An 18259-nucleotide genomic window follows, 5' to 3' on the forward strand; every position below is an offset into this window, starting at 1 on the left:
ACGGAAAACATAAATTTGATTTATAAACGGTTCGAATTAGGGGAAGCCTACACCATTTAGAAAAGCAACGACCTCTAACTCAAAGACGTATTTCGGTGCACAATTTCCTAGCCCCGACAGACGCGGAAAACCCACAGCCGAAAAAGCGATTTTTTACCGCAGCGGCTGGGCGATTTTATGAGCCACAGCAAGCGCGCGTAAAAAACGATTTTTTGGCGCGGATTTGCAGCAAATGGCGGGATTAGCTTCTGAAAAACCGTACTTCGTTAGATTTTATTGGAATATTCCGGAATTCGAAAAGACATTCACCTTGTAATCAATTGATTAGTTGTTTACTACGCGCAATTTTCACATCGAATTTAGAATAATATTCATAAAAAAAGCGCCGATTTTTCAACCGACGCTCATTTATCTACAAACCAGAAATTAGAAGCAGTACTCGTTTGCAGCGATTAATTTTGCCGCAATTTGTTCGCGTAAGCCTACGATATTTGGCATGTTGGTGTACTTGGTGAAACGACGCAATCCCATGAGCATCATGCGCTGCTCGTCGCCCGAAGCAAAAGATACGATGCTTTCTTTTCCTTTTTGCGAAATCACGTCGACAGCTTTGTATAAATACAATTGTGCCATAGCAATTTGCTCTTTACACGCATCTTGACCCACTTTTTTCGCCAATTTCTCGGTTCTCAAAATAGTCGACTCGGCCATGTAAATTTCGATGAGCATATCGGCCGCAGCCATCAATAATTGCTGGTGTTCCTCCAAATCCGGACCAAACTTTTGAACCGCCGAACCTGCAACCATCAAAAATGCTTTCTTCAAACGAACGATCATGTCTTTCTCTTCCGAAAACAATTCGCTGTAATCTGGAATGTCGAAATCCGGAATGCCCATCAATTCTTCGGCTACTTTCATCGCCGGTGCGAGTAAATCGACGTGACCTTTCATGGCTTTTTTGATCAACATACCCACCGACAACATGCGGTTAATTTCGTTGGTGCCTTCGTAAATTCGTGAAATACGGGCATCACGCCAAGCGCTTTCCATAGGCGTATCTTCCGAAAATCCCATACCACCCAGAATTTGAATGCCTTCATCGGAACAGTTTTGGATATCTTCAGAAACGGCCACTTTTAAAATCGAACATTCGATGGCAAATTCTTCAACGCCTTTTAATTCGGCTTCTTGATGCGATTCGCCCGCTTCTTCGCGTAGTTTAATTCGATTTTCAATGTCTTTTGACGCGCGATACGTAGCACTTTCGCCGGCGTAACAACTTGTAGCCATTTCGGCTAATTTGTATTTGATGGCTCCAAAACTTGAAATCGGCACGTTAAATTGCACGCGCTCGTTGGCGTACTTCACGGCACCGCTGGTAACCCGACGCTGTGCATCTAAACAAGCTGCCGCCAATTTAATACGACCCACATTGAGGGCATTCATGGCAATTTTAAAGCCGTTTCCGCGCTCCGAAAGCATATTTTCTACGGGTACTTTGGTTTCGTTAAAGAACACTTGTCGCGTACTCGATGCACGGATTCCGAGTTTGTGCTCTTCTTCATTCATAGAAATTCCGTTCGACGGATCGTTTTCTACGATAAATCCGGTGATGTTTTTATCGTTTTCGATTCGTGCAAATACGATAAAAAGGTTACAGAAACCGGCGTTTGAAATCCACATTTTCTGTCCGGTAATGCTGTAGTGTGTCCCATCTTCTGAAAGTACGGCTTTAGTTTTTCCGGAGTTGGCATCGGATCCGGCGCCGGGTTCGGTAAGGCAGTAAGCGCCAAACCATTCGCCGCTAGCCAATTTAGGTACGTATTTTGCTTTTTGGGCTTCGGTACCGTAAAGGGTAATTGGCATGGTTCCGATTCCGGTATGTGCACCAAAAGCGGTTGAGAAAGAGCCGGTTGCTCCAGAAATGTAGTCGCACACTAAAACGGTGTCGACAAATCCCATTCCCATTCCGCCGTATGCTTCTGGAACGGCAACGGAAAGGAAACCCATTTCGCCTGCTTTTCGCATACACGCTTCGGTAAAGGCGTAATCTTTTTTCTCAAAACGGTCTTTGAATGGCCAAACTTCTTTGTCGATGAACTCTTTTACAGAGTCACGCATCATCAGTTGCTCTTCAGTAAAATCTTCTGGTGTGAATACATCTTCACAAGCTGTTTGTTTAACGAGGAATTGTCCTCCGCGGGTTGGTGTTTTCATTTTTTAGACATTAGAAGTTAGAAGTTAGAAGTTAGACTTCCTAGTTTGCCTTCAAAATACTTTTGTATCTCAAGGTCTACAAGTAATTCTATTTTCATTACAGCTAACGTTTTACTTAATTGTTTTTATAATGTTGTTTAATTTTTATGTTCCGTAGTTATTTACTGAATCAAGCTTTGACATAAAGCCTTTAATCATTTTTTGCAGTTCATCTAATTTTAATTCGAAATCAGTTGCCTGCTGCTCTGTTACGTAATTGTTGTGTTTAGCAATTTGCATTTGCGTATGAACTTCAAAGGAGGAACCCAGTGCTATATTTAGATAATGAATAAAGTGTTTTTCACCTCTACTTGATCCTTCAGCGATATTAGAAGCTATTGAAACACCGGCGCGGTTTATTTGATTGGTTAAACCGTACTGTTCAAATTTGGGAAACTCAGCGCTAATCCTGTAGATATCGCACGCAATCTCCAAAGCTAATTGCCAAATTTTTAAATTCTTAAAATTATGTTTCATACCTGTTAGTTTCAGAACGCTAAAACTTTACACACACTTTATTATCGTTAATTAGTTATTTATCAACGGTTACGAAGTAGACTCCTTTCTAATTTATCTTTAAAGATTTTCTTCTAGATTCAATAGAATATCGGTATCCTCTAATTCGATTTCAATCGGAACTAACTTCTATTCCGATAGCTATCGGAACTAACCTCTAACCTCTAACTTCTAACTTCTAACCTCTATCCTCTAACTTCCTACAACATCTCAAACACTCCAGCGGTTCCTTGTCCGGTGCCGACGCACATGGTTACGAGTCCGTATTTTAGGTTGCGGCGTTTCATTTCGTCGAACAGTTGTACGGTGAGTTTTGCTCCAGTGCAACCTAGCGGATGGCCCAAAGCAATGGCACCTCCGTTTACGTTGATGATTTCTGGATTGAGTTGCAACTCTCGAATAACGGCTAACGATTGTGCCGCAAATGCTTCGTTTAATTCGATTAACTGAATATCGTTTTGCGACAAACCGGCTTGTTTTAAGGCTTTTGGAATTGCTTTTACAGGACCAATTCCCATAATGCGTGGTTCAACGCCAGAAGATGCAAAATTTACCAAACGCGCAATTGGCGTTAAGTTGTGACGCTTTAAAAATTCTTCGCTTACAACCAATACAAACGCAGCACCATCGCTCATTTGCGAAGAAGTTCCGGCGGTAACGGTCCCGTCGGCAGCAAAAACGGGTCGGAGTTTAGCTAAAGCCGCCAGGTTGGTGTCGGCACGTGGACCTTCATCTTGAGTGACGGTGTACGATTTGGTTTCTTTTTTACCTTTTTCGTTTAAAAACGTTTGCTCAACAGTAATCGGAACAATTTGGTTTTCGAATTTCTTTTCGGCTATGGCCTTCAATGCTTTTTGATGCGATTCGAAGGCAAACAAATCTTGGTCTTCGCGACTGATGTTGAATTGTTTAGCTACAGCCTCGGCGGTAAGCCCCATGCCCCAGTAATAATCTTCGTGACCGGATTTAGCCACATCGTAGTCGGGTACTGGTTTGTATCCGCCCATCGGAATGTAGCTCATGCTTTCGGCACCACCAGCTAGGATACAATCGGCCATACCGCTTTGAATTTTTGCGGTAGCGATACCAATAGTTTCTAAACCTGATGCACAGTAGCGGTTTACGGTAACGCCAGGAACGTCTTCAACTTTAAGTCCCATAAGCGAGATTAGTCGACCCACGTTCAGGCCTTGTTCGGCTTCAGGCATGGCATTTCCTACGATAACGTCGTCAATTTCCTTCTTGTCAATTTGTGGAAACTGCGCCATCAGGTAGGCAATGGTTTCTGCTGCCAGTTCGTCCGGACGTTTAAAACGGAACACGCCTTTCGGAGCTTTTCCTACGGCAGTTCGGTAGCCGGTAACGATATATGCTGTTTTCATGATTCTTATTTTGTGTTAAGATTTAGTAAATGATCTTATTGTTATTGATGTGATAATTTGTTAGGCTATCAGCGATTAGCATTTACCGGTTGTCCTTGTCGCTGTCTTCTATTCCGATAGCTATCGGAACTAACCTCTAACTTCTAACTTCTAACTTCTAATTCCTCAACGGTTTCCCTTTCGTTAGCATAAATTGAATTCGTTCTAATGTTTTACGCTCCGTACATAAACTCAAAAATGCTTCGCGTTCGATGTCGAGTAGGTACTGCTCGGTTACGAGTGTTGGTTCGGATAAATCGCCGCCCGCCATGACGTAAGCGAGTTTATTTGCCATTTTCTTATCGTGATCCGAGATATAACTACCGGCTTTCATTTGGTCGGTTCCTACCAAGAACATACCCAAGGCTTGTTTTCCGAGTACTTTAATGTCTTTGCGTTTCACTGGTTGTGTATAGCCGGCTTCTGCCAGTAAGATAGCATGTTTCTTGGCTTCGTAAATCTGACGATCCTTATTCACAACTACTACGTCTTTATGTTTTTGCAACAATCCGGTATCGAAGGCTTCGTAGGCCGAAGTAGATACTTTTGCCATGGCGATTGTCAAGAAATACTCTTGCAAGACATTTAATTCGACGTCGTTTTTGCGGAATAAATCCGATGCACGTAAGGCCATTTCTTTTGAACCGCCACCGCCGGGGATAACACCCACGCCAAATTCAACCAATCCCATATACGTTTCTGCGGCAGCTACCACTTTGTCGGCGTGCATGCTCAATTCGCAACCCCCGCCAAAAGTCATTCCATGCGGCGCAGAGATTACCGGAATTGCCGAGTAACGCAAACGCATCATGGTATCTTGGAACAGTTTGATAGCCATGTTGAGTTCGTCGTACTCTTGCTCCACGGCCATCATAAAAATCATTCCTAAATTGGCGCCTACCGTAAAGTTTGCAGCCTGATTTCCGATCACCAAACCTTGGAAATCTTTCTCGGCTAAATCGATGGCTTTATTGATTCCTTGCAATACTTCTCCGCCAATGGTGTTCATTTTCGATCTAAACTCTAAGTTTAAGATACCGTCGCCAATATCTTGAATTACAGCGCCTGAATTAGCCCACACTTTTTTGCTTTCGCGGATGTTGTCTAAAATAATGAAGCTTTCCTGACCCGGAATCACTTGATATGATTTTGAAGCGATGTCGTAAAAATGTGTTTTACCAGAATCGATTTTATAAAACGATTTGATTCCCGCTTGTTGCATGTCAGAAACCCAAGTGGCAAGCGTGCCTTTTTCGGCAGCAATAAGCTCGATTCCTTTTTCCAAGCCAACGGCATCCCAAATTTCAAACGGACCGTTTCCCCAACCAAAACCCGCTTTCATAGCGGCATCTATTTTGAAAAGTTCGTCGGTGATTTCCGGAATACGATTCGCCACGTAGGCAAACATCGCACCTAAATTGCGTCGGTAAAACTCGCCCGCTTTGTCTTTGCCAGTGATGAGAACTTTGAAACGATCTATCGGTCGTTCGATTGTTTTGGTGAGTTCTAAGGTGGCAAACGATGCTTTTTTAGCAGCGCGATACGTTAAAGTATCCAAATCGAGGGTTAGAATTTCTTTGCCTTCTTTCTTGTAGAAGCCTTCGCCGGTTTTGCTGCCTAGCTTGTTGGTTTCCATCATTTTTTGGATGAAATCGGGTAGGGCAAACAAATCGTGCGCCTCGTCGGTCGGTACGCCTTGGTACAAGCCGTTTGCTACGTGTACCAATGTATCTAAACCAACAACATCGACGGTACGGAATGTAGCTGATTTCGGCCGACCAATAACCGAACCCGTAAGTTTGTCAACTTCCTCAACGGTAAGTCCCATTTCTTTTACGAGATGGAATAAACTCTGAATACCGAAAATTCCGATACGGTTTCCGATAAAGGCAGGCGTATCTTTGGTAGTAATAGGAGTTTTTCCCAAGAATTTCTCGGCATAGCCTTCTAAGAATTGCAAGACGCTGCGCGAGGTTTGCGGGCCGGGAATTATTTCGAACAATTTTAGGTAACGCGCCGGATTAAAAAAGTGTGTTCCGCAAAAGTGCTCTTGAAAATCGGCACTACGACCTTCGCTCATCAATGCAATGGGAATTCCGCTGGTGTTTGACGAAACAAGAGTTCCGGGACGTCGGTACTTGTCGATTTGCTCGAAAACTAGTTTTTTGATGTCCAGGCGTTCCACCACTACTTCGATTATCCAATCGACATCTGCGATACGCGCGATATCGTCGGTGGTGTTTCCAGTGGTAATGCGTTGAGCGAAACTGCTGTGGTAGAGTGGGGCAGGCTTCGATTTAATTGCGTTGGCTAAATGCTCGTTCACAATTCGGTTTCGAACGGCTTTGCTTTCAAGGGTTAGGCCTTTGGCTTCTTCGGCGGGGAGCAGTGCGTTTGGAACTATGTCGAGCAGCAAAACTTCGCAGCCGATGTTTGCAAAATGGCAAGCAATTCCGGAACCCATGATTCCGCTGCCAATCACAGCAACTTTTTTAATAATTCTTTTCATTTGAAAGGAGTTCGTTTGTATTGAAAATAGATTTCTCTTGGATGAGTTCGTTTATTTTGTCGGCTACTTCAATGAAGTTGGCGAGTTGTTCGGGTGTAACGACGCTTTTTACCTTTTCGTTGAATCGAAGCACGGTTTCTTTTGAGAGTGCTCGTTTGTTTTTGCCTTCCTCGGTTAGGTAAATGAGTACGCCGCGACCGTCGTCGGGGTTGGGTCGGCGTTCAATCAAACCGCGATCTTCCATCGATTTTAGGGTTCGGGTTACGCTGGTAGCTTCCATTCCCATTCGAGGACCGAGCGAGGTAGATGGCGTTCCTTCTTCTTTATCGATGGATAGCAACGCAAAACCCACGGCCATTGAGGCGCCGTATTTGTTAGCTTCTTCGTTGTACATGCGGGCAACTGCTTGCCAAGTAGCACGTAATATATAATCGATTGTTTTTTCTTTCATAAGTCAACTACAACGATTTCAAAGATAACTAAAAATACTATGCACGCATACTATTTTAAATAAATTTTACTTTTTCTTTAAAAAGTTTTGATGTCGAGCGGCAAGAACTTAAGAAGATGGGGAGTTTAGAATGAGCATCCGAGTAAATTGATTTTTCTTTAGTTGTATAATATTTGGGGGTGCCGGCGGCGCAGTTTTAACGCTTCGCAAACGTTTCGTGGAGCCGCCGTCGCGCCATTCGCTGTATTTTTTTGGCTTGTATTTGGTGGAAATTCCGTAGCGCCAAAAAAGATGCCGCTGCTGTCGCTCACCCGGAAAAGGAATAGGAAAAATGGAAAAAAGTTAAAAACTAGAAGCGAAAAAAGTGAAAAAAGCGAAAGAAGCTAAAAAAGTGAAAGAAGCTAATTCCGATAGCTATCGGAAGTGAAAAGATGTAAATAAACAAAATAAACGAAAAATGAGAAAAACCTCCTTATGAACTCTGTGCCTATGTGGTCTGCCGAAAAAATGTGGTAGAAAGTGAATTCTAATAGTTATTGGAAGTGAAAAAAAGTGAAAGAAGCGAAAAAATCGAAAAAATGGAAAAAAGCAAAAAGAAGAAAAATGGGATAGAATGGAAAACCACCACTTTATGAATATACTGTAAAACGTTTGGGAACTCTGTGCCTATGTGGTCTGCCGAAAAAATGTTGTAGAAAGTGAATTCTAATAGTTATTGGAAGTGAAAGAAGCGAAAAAATGGAAAGAAGGTAAAAAATGAAAATAATCAAAATTAGCTAAAAAATGATGCCGCTGCTGTCGCTCACCCGGAAACGAAATAGAAAAAATGGAAAAAGCAAAAAGCTATCAGCTAAAAGCTATCAGCTAAAAGCAAAAAAGCTAGAAGCGAAAAAAGCGAAAAAAGCGAAAAAATGAAAAAAGAAGAAAAATGGGATAGAATGGAAAACCACCACTTTATGAATATACTGTAAAACGTTTGGGAACTCTGTGCCTATGTGGTCTGCCGAAAAAATGTGGTAGAAAGTGAATTCTAATAGTTATTGGAAGTGAAAAAAAGTGAAAGAAGCGAAAAAATCGAAAAAATGGAAAAAAGCAAAAAGAAGAAAAATGGGATAGAATGGAAAACCACCACTTTATGAATTTAGCATAAAACCTTTGTGAACTCTGTGCCTTTGTGGTTCACCGAAAAAATGTGGTAGAAAGTGAATAGGTGAATTTAGATAGCTGTGGCGACTAGTTTAAAAAGTACTGCAAAGTTTCATGAATTTTTTTACGAAGGACACGATGTCTTACCACAGGCAAGCTTATACGCCAGCTTTTTACGAGCTCAAAGAAATTGCAAGCATTTTCAGTTTGTTCTAAACTACCTGATATAAAATTAAATTTATTTAATAGCCAAGAGGTTCTCGGCTGGTATGGCGTATTCGAAGAATCCTAATTTCTTTATTTTCTTGCTTTATTTGATAGGTCACTCTGTAGCTAAATACAATAAAGGCTCTAAAATTGGTATCAACCGGCCATTTTAATCTATCCGATTCACAAGTTAGCGGATTGCGTTTGATTTGATTAATTCGTTCAAGTATTGCTTTTTTTACGATTTTAGGTGCTTGCTTGCTCTGTTGCTCTAAATAGGATAATACTTCTTTAAATTGATTTAATGCTTCAAGATCCCAAACGACTTTCAAAGAGCCTGCTTTTACCATTTAGCAATTTCTTTCATAGCTTCTTTATGAGATATAGAATTGCCGTTTTCAATTCTCGCAACAGCTTCGTCAATTTCTTTGTTGTATTGCTTTATGCTCATTCTTTTTGATTCATTATCAACTTGTAGGAAGCTCTTAATCATTTCAAGAACAAGAACTTGTTGTTTCGTTGAAAGCATAGGAAGATAGTCTTCTACTTGTTTTTTAATCGCAGTTGTAGTCATAACTGATACATTTAGCTTTAGCAAATTTACGAAATTCCGTTTTTAGTTTTGTTGTCATGATTCGCTCAGCTATCTGAGTTTTGCTATCAAGTATTTTGTTGCAGCTTTTGTATTAAATACACTTAAAATACGTTGTTTCCACCAAACGTTAGTAACGTATTTCCTAGCCCGGATGGCAGCGGCAGCCCGTAAGAAAAATACGGTATTGTGAAACGGTGGGTGCGGGCGACCCTAGGAGCCCAACACCAGCCGATTGAACAAACCGTATTTTTTGCGGACTACAGCGAACAGCCGGATTAGCTTCTAAAAATAACAATCATCAAAAGCAATTACCCAAAGGGTGTAACGTGTATTTCGCCGAATTTCCAGTGGGTGACATAGCCGTAGCTGAGCATAAACAACAAGAAAATCTCGGCAAAAAGAAGCACAAAAAGCAACAAAACGCGCAGCAGTAAGGCAAACTTTGAATACAAGTTGCGAAATGCATTGTAGTAGCCAAAACTTATGTATACCAAAGTGATGGCAATTACTACATAACTAGCCGCATCGCTTGACAGGTTTAGCATATAATTGATGGGAAAATAAAGGTGCGCCAGCACAGAAATGAGCAAAACACCTAGCAAAATCATGCCCGATAATATGCAGTGTTCGCTCAGATTTAACCGCTTTTTCCGAAACAACAAAAAGCTATTTATTGCAGAAAAAGGCACAAACAAAAACAATATAATCTTGCTTTTACTGCTGATAATCTGATCTAATTTTCGGCTGGCTTCGTTGAGGTATTGCTTGCTCTCGGCGCTACCTTCGGGAACGTCGGTAAAATAGTGGTCGATGTTTCGCAAAAAGAGCAGCACAGCAATGGTAATTAAGATGAGATAAAACACGTTGTAATACCGCTTGCGTTTGCCGGCAATATAATCGAGCGCAGCTTGGCCGGGTCGCACTAAGGCTTCCTTTGCCGTAAATAGAATGCCTTTGTCGATATGAAATGTGCCGTGTAAAACGTCGTGAAAAATAAAATTCTTGAAGGTAATTCGGTGCGTATCGGCTTTTTGTCCGCAGCCCGAACAGTATTTGTCTTCGAGGAGTTTTCCGCAGTTTAGGCAGTTGTTCATGGAGATCAGATATCAATCATTAGCTAAGTAACGAAATTCTGTGGTATTTTTATGGAACATGTAAAAGATCAATTATTTGATTGGTACTTTTTTTGGGGTGCTGGCAGTTTATTCATAGCGCTTCGCAAGCGTATCACGGAACTGCCGTCGCGCCATTCGCTGTATTTTTTTGGCTTGTATTTAGTGGAAATTCCGTAGCGCCAAAAAAGATGCCGCTGCTGTCGCTCACCCGGAAAAGAAATAGAAAAAATTGAAAAAAATGGAAAAAAACTGAAAGAATCAAAAGAAGTAAAAAAGATAAAAAAACTCTTTGTTACCTCTGTGCCTATGTGGTCTGCCGGAAATATGTGGTAGTAAGCGAGTAAGTGAATTTCGATAGCTATTGGAAGTGAAAAAATGGAAAAAATGGAAAGAATGGAAAAAATTGAAAAAAATTGAAAGAATCAAAAGAAGTAAAAAAGATAAAAAAACTCTTTGTTACCTCTGTGCCTATGTGGTCTGCCGAAAATATGTGGTAGTAAGCGAGTAAGTGAATTTCGATAGCTATTGGAAGCGAAAAAATGGAAAAGTTCCTTCTTTGCGTCCTTTTCGTAAATCTTCGCGTTCTTTGCGGTAAAGCCTTTGGCAAATTCTGGCAGCGAGCACTCACGTTGCGCAACCGATTGAGCGGATTAGCCCGCAGCGCGCCCAGATGCAATAGGGCGAAGCGAGGACTATGAGCGAAAGCGGGACGGCAAAACCACACGGAATTTCCACTAAGTAGTTTTGCCGATGCGCCCAAAAAATAACTAATCCACTTTTGTAACTTGTGTTCGGGCACTGATACCGCTGTCGTTAAATGCTTCGATGGTAAAGTAATACGCGTCGCTGCGGTCTAAGCCGTTAAAGTAATATTCGTTCTTGCCGTACACCATGATTGAACCGTAGAGTTTATCGGCCGATTTTCCAAAATAAATTACGTAACCGTCGGCAGTTGGGTTTTGCTGCCATTTGAACCACACATTTCTGCGTTCGCCTTTTACCTTAGGCGGTGTGCGTAAGGCAACGAAATTTTGCACTTCGGTAGGTTTTGCTTGATTGCCGTTACCGAAAATACGAAATCCGCTTATCGCGAAGGTTCCGGTAGGCATTTTCACGTTTTCGAGTTTTACGTAACGTGCTGTAGCCGATTTTTCCAACTCAATGTATTCGTGCGGAACGTCTTTTTTGTTGTTGGATTTATCCACCAAGAGCGTCCATTTTTTTCCATCATTCGACACATACAAGCGGTATTGATGTCCGTTTTTTGGGGTTGATTTGCCCATAAATTCGACATCTTGATCGGCGTAGTTGATTTGAATTGCGTTTATGGTAGCGCGTTGTCCCAAATCGGAAATTAGGTATTCGCCAGCATTTCCGGTTTTTGCCGACCAGTAGGTTTTAATGTCTTCATCGACCGAGAAGTTCGGTTGCAATCCGCCTAAAGTAGAGCTCACGATAACGGGTTTGTTGTAATTCAACAGCATCCAACGCGTAAATTCTCCGCTTTGTTTCACGTTCGGCAGGTAGGTTGGGTAATCGCCGTAAGCGGTATTGCAGAACATAACGCCGTCGCGGTCGAAGCCAGCTGGCCAAATACCGATACGCCGCTCGAAGTTGTTTTTGGTGCAAATTCCGATGGTCGATGTATGCCAATAACTTTGGTTTGTATCTTGAAATGTGGCGCCGTGTCCAGCTCCTCGTGCAAATCCGCCGGGCTTGTACGAAAACGGATTATGCGATTGGTATTCAAACGGACCCAAGGGCGAACTGCCCACGTACACACCGTCGGCGTAGCCTGAAAATTCGGTTCCAGGCGCGCCGTATTGCAAATAGTATTTGTTGTTGTGTTTCGTCATGAACGCGCCTTCAAGAAAGGGTTGAAGGAAGGTGTTGTCGTTGTGTTCGCCAAAACGTTCCCAACCGTGTTCATCGTCGTTGAGTGCAATCATCGGAATTGCTTCGCCTTCGGGCTGAAAAGTTTTTCGATTGAGCTTGAAGCCGTACAAGGGATACAAATTACTTGAACCGAAATACTCGTAAATCTGATCGGTGTCGGCATCCCAGAAAATCTGTGGATCCCAGGCACCCGCTTCGGATTTGTGTACCAACTCTTTCCATTCGTTATTTTTCGGGTTGGTACTCATCCAAATGGGAAATTCCTTTCCGTGTGTGGATCCAACTACGAGCAAGGTATCGTTAACGAACGACGCTGAGGGTGCGCAAAGTTCGTCGTACACTTTATGTTCTGGTCGCAGAAATTTCCGTGAAACAAACGTCCAATTTGATAAATCATCGCTGTACCAATAGCCCCACTGATTGGTGGAAAATAAATAGAAGGTTCCTTTGTTTTGAACGATCACCGGATCGGCGGTGGCACGGTGTTTCCCTTGTTTGACAAAATCGGGAATAGGGCAGTAGCCGTAATCGATATTAATGGGATTGCAGTACGTTCTGTTTTGAGCATTTCCCATCAGTGAAAGGAAGAGCACTGCAAATAAAAGGCTGTATTTTAAACGATTTATCATGGCAACAACTGAATTTGTACTTTCAGCGTTGCATCGCTATTGCCGCCAACATATACTTCGAATGTGCCCGGTTCGGCTACAAAATTCAAATCACTATTGTAGAATTTAAGATCTTCGGTACTAATTTTGAACGTTACCGTTTTTGCTTCGCCTGCTTTCAGGGCAATTTTTTGGAATCCTTTAAGCTCGCGAAGAGGACGCGTAACGCTGCCCACGACATCTCGAATATACAGTTGAACCACTTCGGAACCATCGATTTTACTGCTATTTTTAACATCGACGCGAATTTCGACCTCTTCGTTTGTTTTGAAAGCAGTTTTGCTTGCGCTGATGTTTTTATATTCGAATGTGCTGTACGACAGTCCATAACCAAAAGGAAACAAAGGTTCGTTTCTCACATCGAGATAGTTCGATTTAAATTTCTCGAATTTCCCTTCTTTGTTTCCTAGCGGTCGACCAGTATTTTTCGCAGCGTAATAAATAGGCACTTGTCCGACATTACGAGGAAAAGTTGCTGTTAGTTTGCCTGAAGGATTTGATTTTCCGAAGAGTGTATTTGCGATGGCAGTTCCGGCTTCACTTCCTGGAAACCAAACGTTTAGTATGGTGTCGGCGAGTTCAATCTCTTCGGTTAACACTAACGGGCGACCTGTAAACAGCACCAATACAATTGGTTTATTTAGTTTTTTGAGTTCGCGAAGTAGTTCTTTTTGAGCAAGCGGAATTTCTAAATTAGTTCTGCTGCTCGATTCGCCACTCATTTCGGCAGATTCTCCTAGAGCTGCTACAATAACATCGGCGTTTTTACTGATTTCGATCGCTTCTTTGATAAGTTCTTCGGCAGTTCGGCTATCGCGGTTAAGCGATTTACCAAACATAGTAGCACGTTCTTCGAAGGCCGGATCGTGGTCGAGATTGCTGCCTTTGGCATAAGTAATGGTGCTAGAAAATGTGCGTAGCCCGTCGATGAGCGTAATCGAACGTTCTTGTTTGGTAGCTACGCTCCAAGTTCCAGCCATGTTAACGGCGTTGTTTGCAAGCGGACCTACCAGTGCGATGCGTTGTTTCGGATTTAGTGGAAGAACTTGATTGTTGTTTTTTAGAAGTACAAACGATTCCTCGGCGATTTTCACTGCTTCAGCACGGTGCTCCGGCGTGAATATCTCGGTTTTAGCGCGTTTTTCGTTGCAGTATTTGTACGGATCTTCGAATAAACCTAAATCGTATTTGGCATTTAGAATGAGCCGAACGGCTTGGTCGATATCGTTTTGTGTGATTTTTCCTTCCTCGAGTGATTTTTTTAATGTATTGATGAAGCCTTCGCCCACCATATCCATCTGAACACCGGCCTTTAAAGCGAGCGCTGAAACGGTTTGTAAATTACCAATTCCGTGTTCGGTCATTTCATTGATTCCGGTGTAGTCGGTTACAACAAATCCGTTGAATCCCCATTGTTTGCGAAGCACGTCGGTCATTAGCCATTTGTTGGCCGTTGCGGGAACGCCGTCGACTTCATTAAAAGATGCCATGACCGTTGCAACACCTGCGTCGATTGCAGCTTTGTAAGGTGGAAAATAGTCGTTGTACATCCGTATGCGGCTCATATCTACCGTGTTGTATTCTCTTCCCGCTTCGGGAGCGCCGTAAAGCGCAAAATGTTTTACGCAGGCGAGAATGGTTCGCGGATCACGCAAATCGCTTCCTTGATACCCTTTTACCATTGCCGCTGCGATTTTACTTCCCAGGTACGGGTCCTCGCCTGAGCCTTCTGAAATTCGTCCCCAACGCGGATCTCTCGAAATGTCGACCATCGGCGAGAATGTCCAGTTTATACCGTCGGCACTTGCTTCGATAGCAGCAATACGTGCACTTCTTTCAATGGCCTCTAGGTTGAAAGTTGCCGATAATCCGAGCGGGATTGGGAAGGTGGTTTCGTATCCGTGAATGACATCCATACCGAATAGAAGGGGAATTTTAAGTCTTGATTTCTGTACGGCTATCGATTGGATTTCCTTGATTTTAGCAACCGATTTTATGTTGAACAAGCCGCCTACTAATCCGTTTTTGATTTTTGATGCGATGTCGGCATTTTGTGCTGCTCCGGTTACGATATCTCCGGCACTTGGAAGGTTAAGTTGACCAATTTTTTCGTCGATAGTCATTTGATTGAGCAGATTTTCCACAAACTGTGATTTTGTTACTGGTGCCGCAGATTTAGTTTGTGCAACGAAAAGTTGTGGAAGTAGGAGTGAGGCAAAAAGAAATAGACGAGAAATCATTATTTGTGTTTTTTCTGATTTAGTAACCAAGAGTAAAATTCGTTGTTTTGAAAAAGGGTGTCCCAACCGCCGTGTCCTACATTCGGTTCGCTGTGAAGTTTAACAGTGGGGTTAATTTGTTTTAATTTTTGATAGAGTGTTTCGGAATACCAGTACGGAACTACGTTATCATCGGTGCCGTGGTACATGTATATGGGTGTATTTGCTAGTTTTTGGAATTCCAACATGGGAATACGATCAACAAAACCCGAGATGGTTGCCGCTGCTGTAAAAAGGTCGGGATTGTTGATAAGTATATTCCAACTTGCCCAAGCGCCCATACTAACTCCGATGAGAAAAATCTGTTGCTTATTGATTGCATTTTTTGCAAGCACGAATTCAACGAGTTTGGTTAGCGCTTCGGCATTCCAGTATTGATTATTCGGACATTGTGGTGCAAGAATATAGCAATCGGGATACTGGCGTTCGAGATAACCGATTGGACTATTGATGAATACTTTTTCAATATCCGAACCACGTGCCCCGGAGCCGTGTAAGTAGACAACAAGCGGTTTGTTTTGGCTTTTACTAACAGGTTTTTTAAGATAGTAGTTGTAGCTTACCGTTTCGTCTGATTTCCAAACAAAAGATTCAAATTTGGTTTGACCGCTGCTGTTTAGCGTACAGACGATCGCAAAAAATAAAAATGCTATGTTAGGTTTAGATGGCATGCTGTGTTGAAGAAAAGCCAAGTTTTTGCAATCCTTGTCGAATTTCAGGTGCTTGCATGAATAAACTCCACAACAATCCGGTTCTGTAATTTTCGATCATCGGAGTTATAGTTCCTTGATCGATTGCTAAATAGCGTGGTGTAACCCAGTTGTGGTGTGGAGAAAATGCATCATAAGGTCCGGCGGCACCGATTAAGCGAGGTCCCCAGCTTGGATCTTCGTAGAAAAAGCGAAGAGCTTTCATAGATTCCTGTGGAGTGTACGGAAAAGATGATAAAGCGGCTGTTGGTGTAATGACGCCACGATCGTTACCAGGTTTGTGATCTGTGTAGCCCACCGTTCCGTTCGGATTTCGTGTGTAGCTCGCCGTTAATCCCCAGCAATTTTCACCGTAACCAATCCAGCCAATCTGATTCGCCACGCAGTAGTTGTACATGATTTGCGTATGATTTTTAGTCAGCGTCCAGTAATTTGCATATTGGTCATTTAAACCTCGTGGATCGAGCGCTAAAAAAGAATAATGTGCCCAAAACATAGGGCCAACGGTTTGAGCTCCGTTGTGTTTTAGTACGATTGGAAGCTCGTAGGCGCTTTGTGCACTGACAATGCCGCCGCTTCGAGCCCAGCCTTGATGGTACACTTCAGGAGCAACCGGATGTGTAGGCGATGAGGCTGCCAAAATGTAGGTTATCAAACACTCGTTGTAACCTTCTAATTTGAAGTTCATAATCCAACCGTTGTTTGGCGACCAGTGCCAATAGAGTGCTTGTTCGCCTTTGGTATACCAAGTCCAATCGACACCTCTCCACAGCGCATCGGCTTTTGCAGCTAAGGCTTGTTCACGTTCGTTACCTGTTTTAAAGTATTCGCGTAAGCAGATTAAACTCTGACATAAAAATGCGGTTTCTACCAAATCACCGCCATCGTCGTTTGATCCAAAAGGGATGGTATTTCCGTTAGTGCCGTTCATCCAATGTGGCCAAGCACCGTAATAACGGTCGGCATTTTCAAGAAAGCTAAGTGCGGTTTCGAGTCGTTCAATCGCTTGTTCGCGGGTGATGAATTGACGTTCAATACCAACGATGATATTCATCAAGCCAAAACCCGAACCTCCTGTAGTGACCAGATTTGCATCAACAAACGGTTCATCGGTGTGGAAGCGTTCACGAGCGAGTTTTGAATTTACCTCAGCAAGATCCCAAAAGTACTTAAAGGCGTCGCGTTGTGCTTTTGTTAGCAGTTCTTCGTCAGAAATAGGCGTTGGAGTTTCGGCTGTTACAGTCGACTTATCGCCACATGATGATGAAGAGATACTTACTGTGATTAAAGCGAGTATTAAATAGTACACTTTCATAAGAGGTTGCTTTATAAATGACGATCGTTCGAAAAGAGATTATAGTTTGCTTAAGATAAGATTTTTAGTTTCGAAAAAATAGGCTTCGATGCAAGTTGGTTGCAAGTGAATAGTTTCAGTCAAGGTGTATTATATTTTTTGAGAAACTTCGGCAAACCCAATATATGTTTTGAAAGGAATTAGTGTTTTAGACCGTTCTTAGTGCATTGAACTTTCGTTAAATAAACTCCGGCAAACGTGTTGCCGGAGTTTCTAATTGAAAATTCTATAGATTAACGTCCAGCTTTTTCTAATTCGTATAATGCACCGATTTCTGCTTGAGTAAGCGCTTTATCATACACACGAACTTCGTCAACAGATCCTTTTAATGCTTTGTTCCAAGCATCTGTATTAGAGCCGTTAACAACAGTTTCTAAAGCTCCAATTACAGGACGTGTTGGCAAGAAGTGATTTAGATTAAGTGCCGCACCATTATTTCGAACTTCCCAAGCAGAATTGGAGATTTTAACACCGTTTACATAAATTCTGTTTGTTCCAGTTGGACCATCAAATACGTATACAATGTGCGCCCACTGTCCACCAATTTTGTTAGCATTCCAGGTGTGTGTAGCATCCATCCAAGGCTCTTGTTTGATCATATTTACAGCATCTCCTCCAGTTTCTGTTCCGTCGGCTTGCTTGATTCTGTAAATTCCCTTTACTTGGATAGAATCAGAACTTACAAGTCCGTGTGTTTCTCCAAATAAGTTCAAGTTACCCCAAACTTCTCCCGTTCTTGTTAAAGAAAAGATAGGTGAAATGTTAGACGGCTGATCTGGCGCTGGTCGAGTGTTATTTAAAATAGCCCAACAGCTAATTGTTGCACTTCCTGAGGTTGAATTCAAAGCTTCAATTGCAGGGTACGCCATATATCCTAAATTGAAAGATACTCCTTGTCCTTTCACACCAGCAACAAAGGTTGCAGCGACAGTTGATGAAGGATTTGTTCCTGAAATGCTCTCTTTCCCGTTACCATTTAGTGGCCAGTAAGCGCGTAGTGCAGTTGCTGCAACATCGTCGGCTTTGTCATATCCACCAATAGGCGGTAAAGATGAATCGCTGTCGCCACCACAAGACACCACAAAAGCAAGTCCGGTTGCCGCTAGCATACCAATAAGTAATTTGTTTGTTTTCAT

The 18259-nt window shown here is 42.4% G+C and carries 13 protein-coding genes; all 13 read right to left on the reverse strand.

What is annotated here, in order from left to right; genetic code table 11:
* Positions 1 to 426 precede the first annotated feature (426 nt).
* The 13 genes from ACOVQQ_RS06675 to ACOVQQ_RS06735 all read right to left on the reverse strand — a co-directional run bounded on the left by ACOVQQ_RS06675 (position 427) and on the right by ACOVQQ_RS06735 (position 18259).
* Positions 427 to 2217 (reverse strand): acyl-CoA dehydrogenase family protein, encoded by a 1791-nt coding sequence (locus ACOVQQ_RS06675; RefSeq protein WP_421817512.1) that lies wholly within the window; start codon positions 2215 to 2217, stop codon positions 427 to 429.
* A gap of 144 nt (positions 2218 to 2361) precedes the next feature.
* The gene (locus ACOVQQ_RS06680; protein WP_421817513.1) at positions 2362 to 2733 is read right to left on the reverse strand and encodes a four helix bundle protein; all 372 of its coding nucleotides are present in this window, start codon (positions 2731 to 2733) and stop codon (positions 2362 to 2364) included.
* Between the two features lie 239 nt (positions 2734 to 2972).
* A complete protein-coding gene (locus tag ACOVQQ_RS06685) occupies positions 2973 to 4154 on the reverse strand; it encodes an acetyl-CoA C-acyltransferase (protein ID WP_421817514.1) in 1182 nt (393 codons plus the stop codon).
* Positions 4155 to 4311: 157 nt separating this feature from the next.
* Entirely contained in the window at positions 4312 to 6702 is a 2391-nt protein-coding gene (locus ACOVQQ_RS06690; RefSeq protein ID WP_421817515.1) for a 3-hydroxyacyl-CoA dehydrogenase/enoyl-CoA hydratase family protein, read from the reverse strand.
* Positions 6686 to 7153, reverse strand: a complete 468-nt coding sequence (locus ACOVQQ_RS06695; RefSeq protein WP_094487345.1) for a MarR family winged helix-turn-helix transcriptional regulator — start codon at positions 7151 to 7153, stop codon at positions 6686 to 6688. Before ACOVQQ_RS06695 ends, ACOVQQ_RS06690 begins: the two co-directional genes overlap by 17 nt.
* A 1388-nt stretch (positions 7154 to 8541) precedes the next feature.
* Positions 8542 to 8856 carry a type II toxin-antitoxin system RelE/ParE family toxin gene (locus ACOVQQ_RS06700; protein WP_421817516.1) on the reverse strand — a complete coding sequence of 105 codons (315 nt, stop codon included), beginning with the start codon at positions 8854 to 8856 and terminating at the stop codon, positions 8542 to 8544.
* Entirely contained in the window at positions 8850 to 9080 is a 231-nt protein-coding gene (locus tag ACOVQQ_RS06705) for a hypothetical protein (protein WP_421817517.1), read from the reverse strand. Before ACOVQQ_RS06705 ends, ACOVQQ_RS06700 begins: the two co-directional genes overlap by 7 nt.
* A gap of 329 nt (positions 9081 to 9409) precedes the next feature.
* The gene (locus tag ACOVQQ_RS06710; RefSeq protein ID WP_421817518.1) at positions 9410 to 10195 is read right to left on the reverse strand and encodes a DUF3667 domain-containing protein; all 786 of its coding nucleotides are present in this window, start codon (positions 10193 to 10195) and stop codon (positions 9410 to 9412) included.
* Between the two features lie 788 nt (positions 10196 to 10983).
* Complete coding sequence (locus ACOVQQ_RS06715; protein WP_421817519.1) at positions 10984 to 12741, reverse strand: family 43 glycosylhydrolase; 1758 nt, start codon at positions 12739 to 12741, stop codon at positions 10984 to 10986.
* Complete coding sequence (gene bglX / locus ACOVQQ_RS06720) at positions 12738 to 15020, reverse strand: beta-glucosidase BglX (RefSeq protein ID WP_421817520.1); 2283 nt, start codon at positions 15018 to 15020, stop codon at positions 12738 to 12740. The genes ACOVQQ_RS06715 and bglX overlap by 4 nt, the downstream gene beginning before the upstream one ends.
* Positions 15020 to 15730: a prolyl oligopeptidase family serine peptidase gene (locus ACOVQQ_RS06725; protein ID WP_421817521.1), complete on the reverse strand. Its 711-nt coding sequence runs from the start codon at positions 15728 to 15730 to the stop codon at positions 15020 to 15022. Before ACOVQQ_RS06725 ends, bglX begins: the two co-directional genes overlap by 1 nt.
* Complete coding sequence (locus ACOVQQ_RS06730; protein ID WP_421817522.1) at positions 15720 to 17084, reverse strand: glucoamylase family protein; 1365 nt, start codon at positions 17082 to 17084, stop codon at positions 15720 to 15722. The genes ACOVQQ_RS06725 and ACOVQQ_RS06730 overlap by 11 nt, the downstream gene beginning before the upstream one ends.
* A 272-nt stretch (positions 17085 to 17356) precedes the next feature.
* Complete coding sequence (locus tag ACOVQQ_RS06735; protein ID WP_421817523.1) at positions 17357 to 18259, reverse strand: LamG-like jellyroll fold domain-containing protein; 903 nt, start codon at positions 18257 to 18259, stop codon at positions 17357 to 17359.

Source organism: Flavobacterium sp. (assembly GCF_049240005.1).
In the GTDB taxonomy this organism is placed as follows: Bacteria; Bacteroidota; Bacteroidia; order Flavobacteriales; family Flavobacteriaceae; genus Flavobacterium.

Excerpts from the sequence above, each read along its gene's own strand:
- ACOVQQ_RS06675 (WP_421817512.1), bottom strand. The coding sequence starts at position 2,217 with ATGAAAACACCAACCCGCGGAGGACAATTCCTCGTTAAACAAACAGCT.
- ACOVQQ_RS06680 (WP_421817513.1), bottom strand. The coding sequence starts at position 2,733 with ATGAAACATAATTTTAAGAATTTAAAAATTTGGCAATTAGCTTTGGAG.
- ACOVQQ_RS06685 (WP_421817514.1), bottom strand. The coding sequence starts at position 4,154 with ATGAAAACAGCATATATCGTTACCGGCTACCGAACTGCCGTAGGAAAA.
- ACOVQQ_RS06690 (WP_421817515.1), bottom strand. The coding sequence starts at position 6,702 with ATGAAAAGAATTATTAAAAAAGTTGCTGTGATTGGCAGCGGAATCATG.
- ACOVQQ_RS06695 (WP_094487345.1), bottom strand. The coding sequence starts at position 7,153 with ATGAAAGAAAAAACAATCGATTATATATTACGTGCTACTTGGCAAGCA.
- ACOVQQ_RS06700 (WP_421817516.1), bottom strand. The coding sequence starts at position 8,856 with ATGGTAAAAGCAGGCTCTTTGAAAGTCGTTTGGGATCTTGAAGCATTA.
- ACOVQQ_RS06705 (WP_421817517.1), bottom strand. The coding sequence starts at position 9,080 with ATGACTACAACTGCGATTAAAAAACAAGTAGAAGACTATCTTCCTATG.
- ACOVQQ_RS06710 (WP_421817518.1), bottom strand. The coding sequence starts at position 10,195 with ATGAACAACTGCCTAAACTGCGGAAAACTCCTCGAAGACAAATACTGT.
- ACOVQQ_RS06715 (WP_421817519.1), bottom strand. The coding sequence starts at position 12,741 with ATGATAAATCGTTTAAAATACAGCCTTTTATTTGCAGTGCTCTTCCTT.
- bglX (WP_421817520.1), bottom strand. The coding sequence starts at position 15,020 with ATGATTTCTCGTCTATTTCTTTTTGCCTCACTCCTACTTCCACAACTT.
- ACOVQQ_RS06725 (WP_421817521.1), bottom strand. The coding sequence starts at position 15,730 with ATGCCATCTAAACCTAACATAGCATTTTTATTTTTTGCGATCGTCTGT.
- ACOVQQ_RS06730 (WP_421817522.1), bottom strand. The coding sequence starts at position 17,084 with ATGAAAGTGTACTATTTAATACTCGCTTTAATCACAGTAAGTATCTCT.
- ACOVQQ_RS06735 (WP_421817523.1), bottom strand. The coding sequence starts at position 18,259 with ATGAAAACAAACAAATTACTTATTGGTATGCTAGCGGCAACCGGACTT.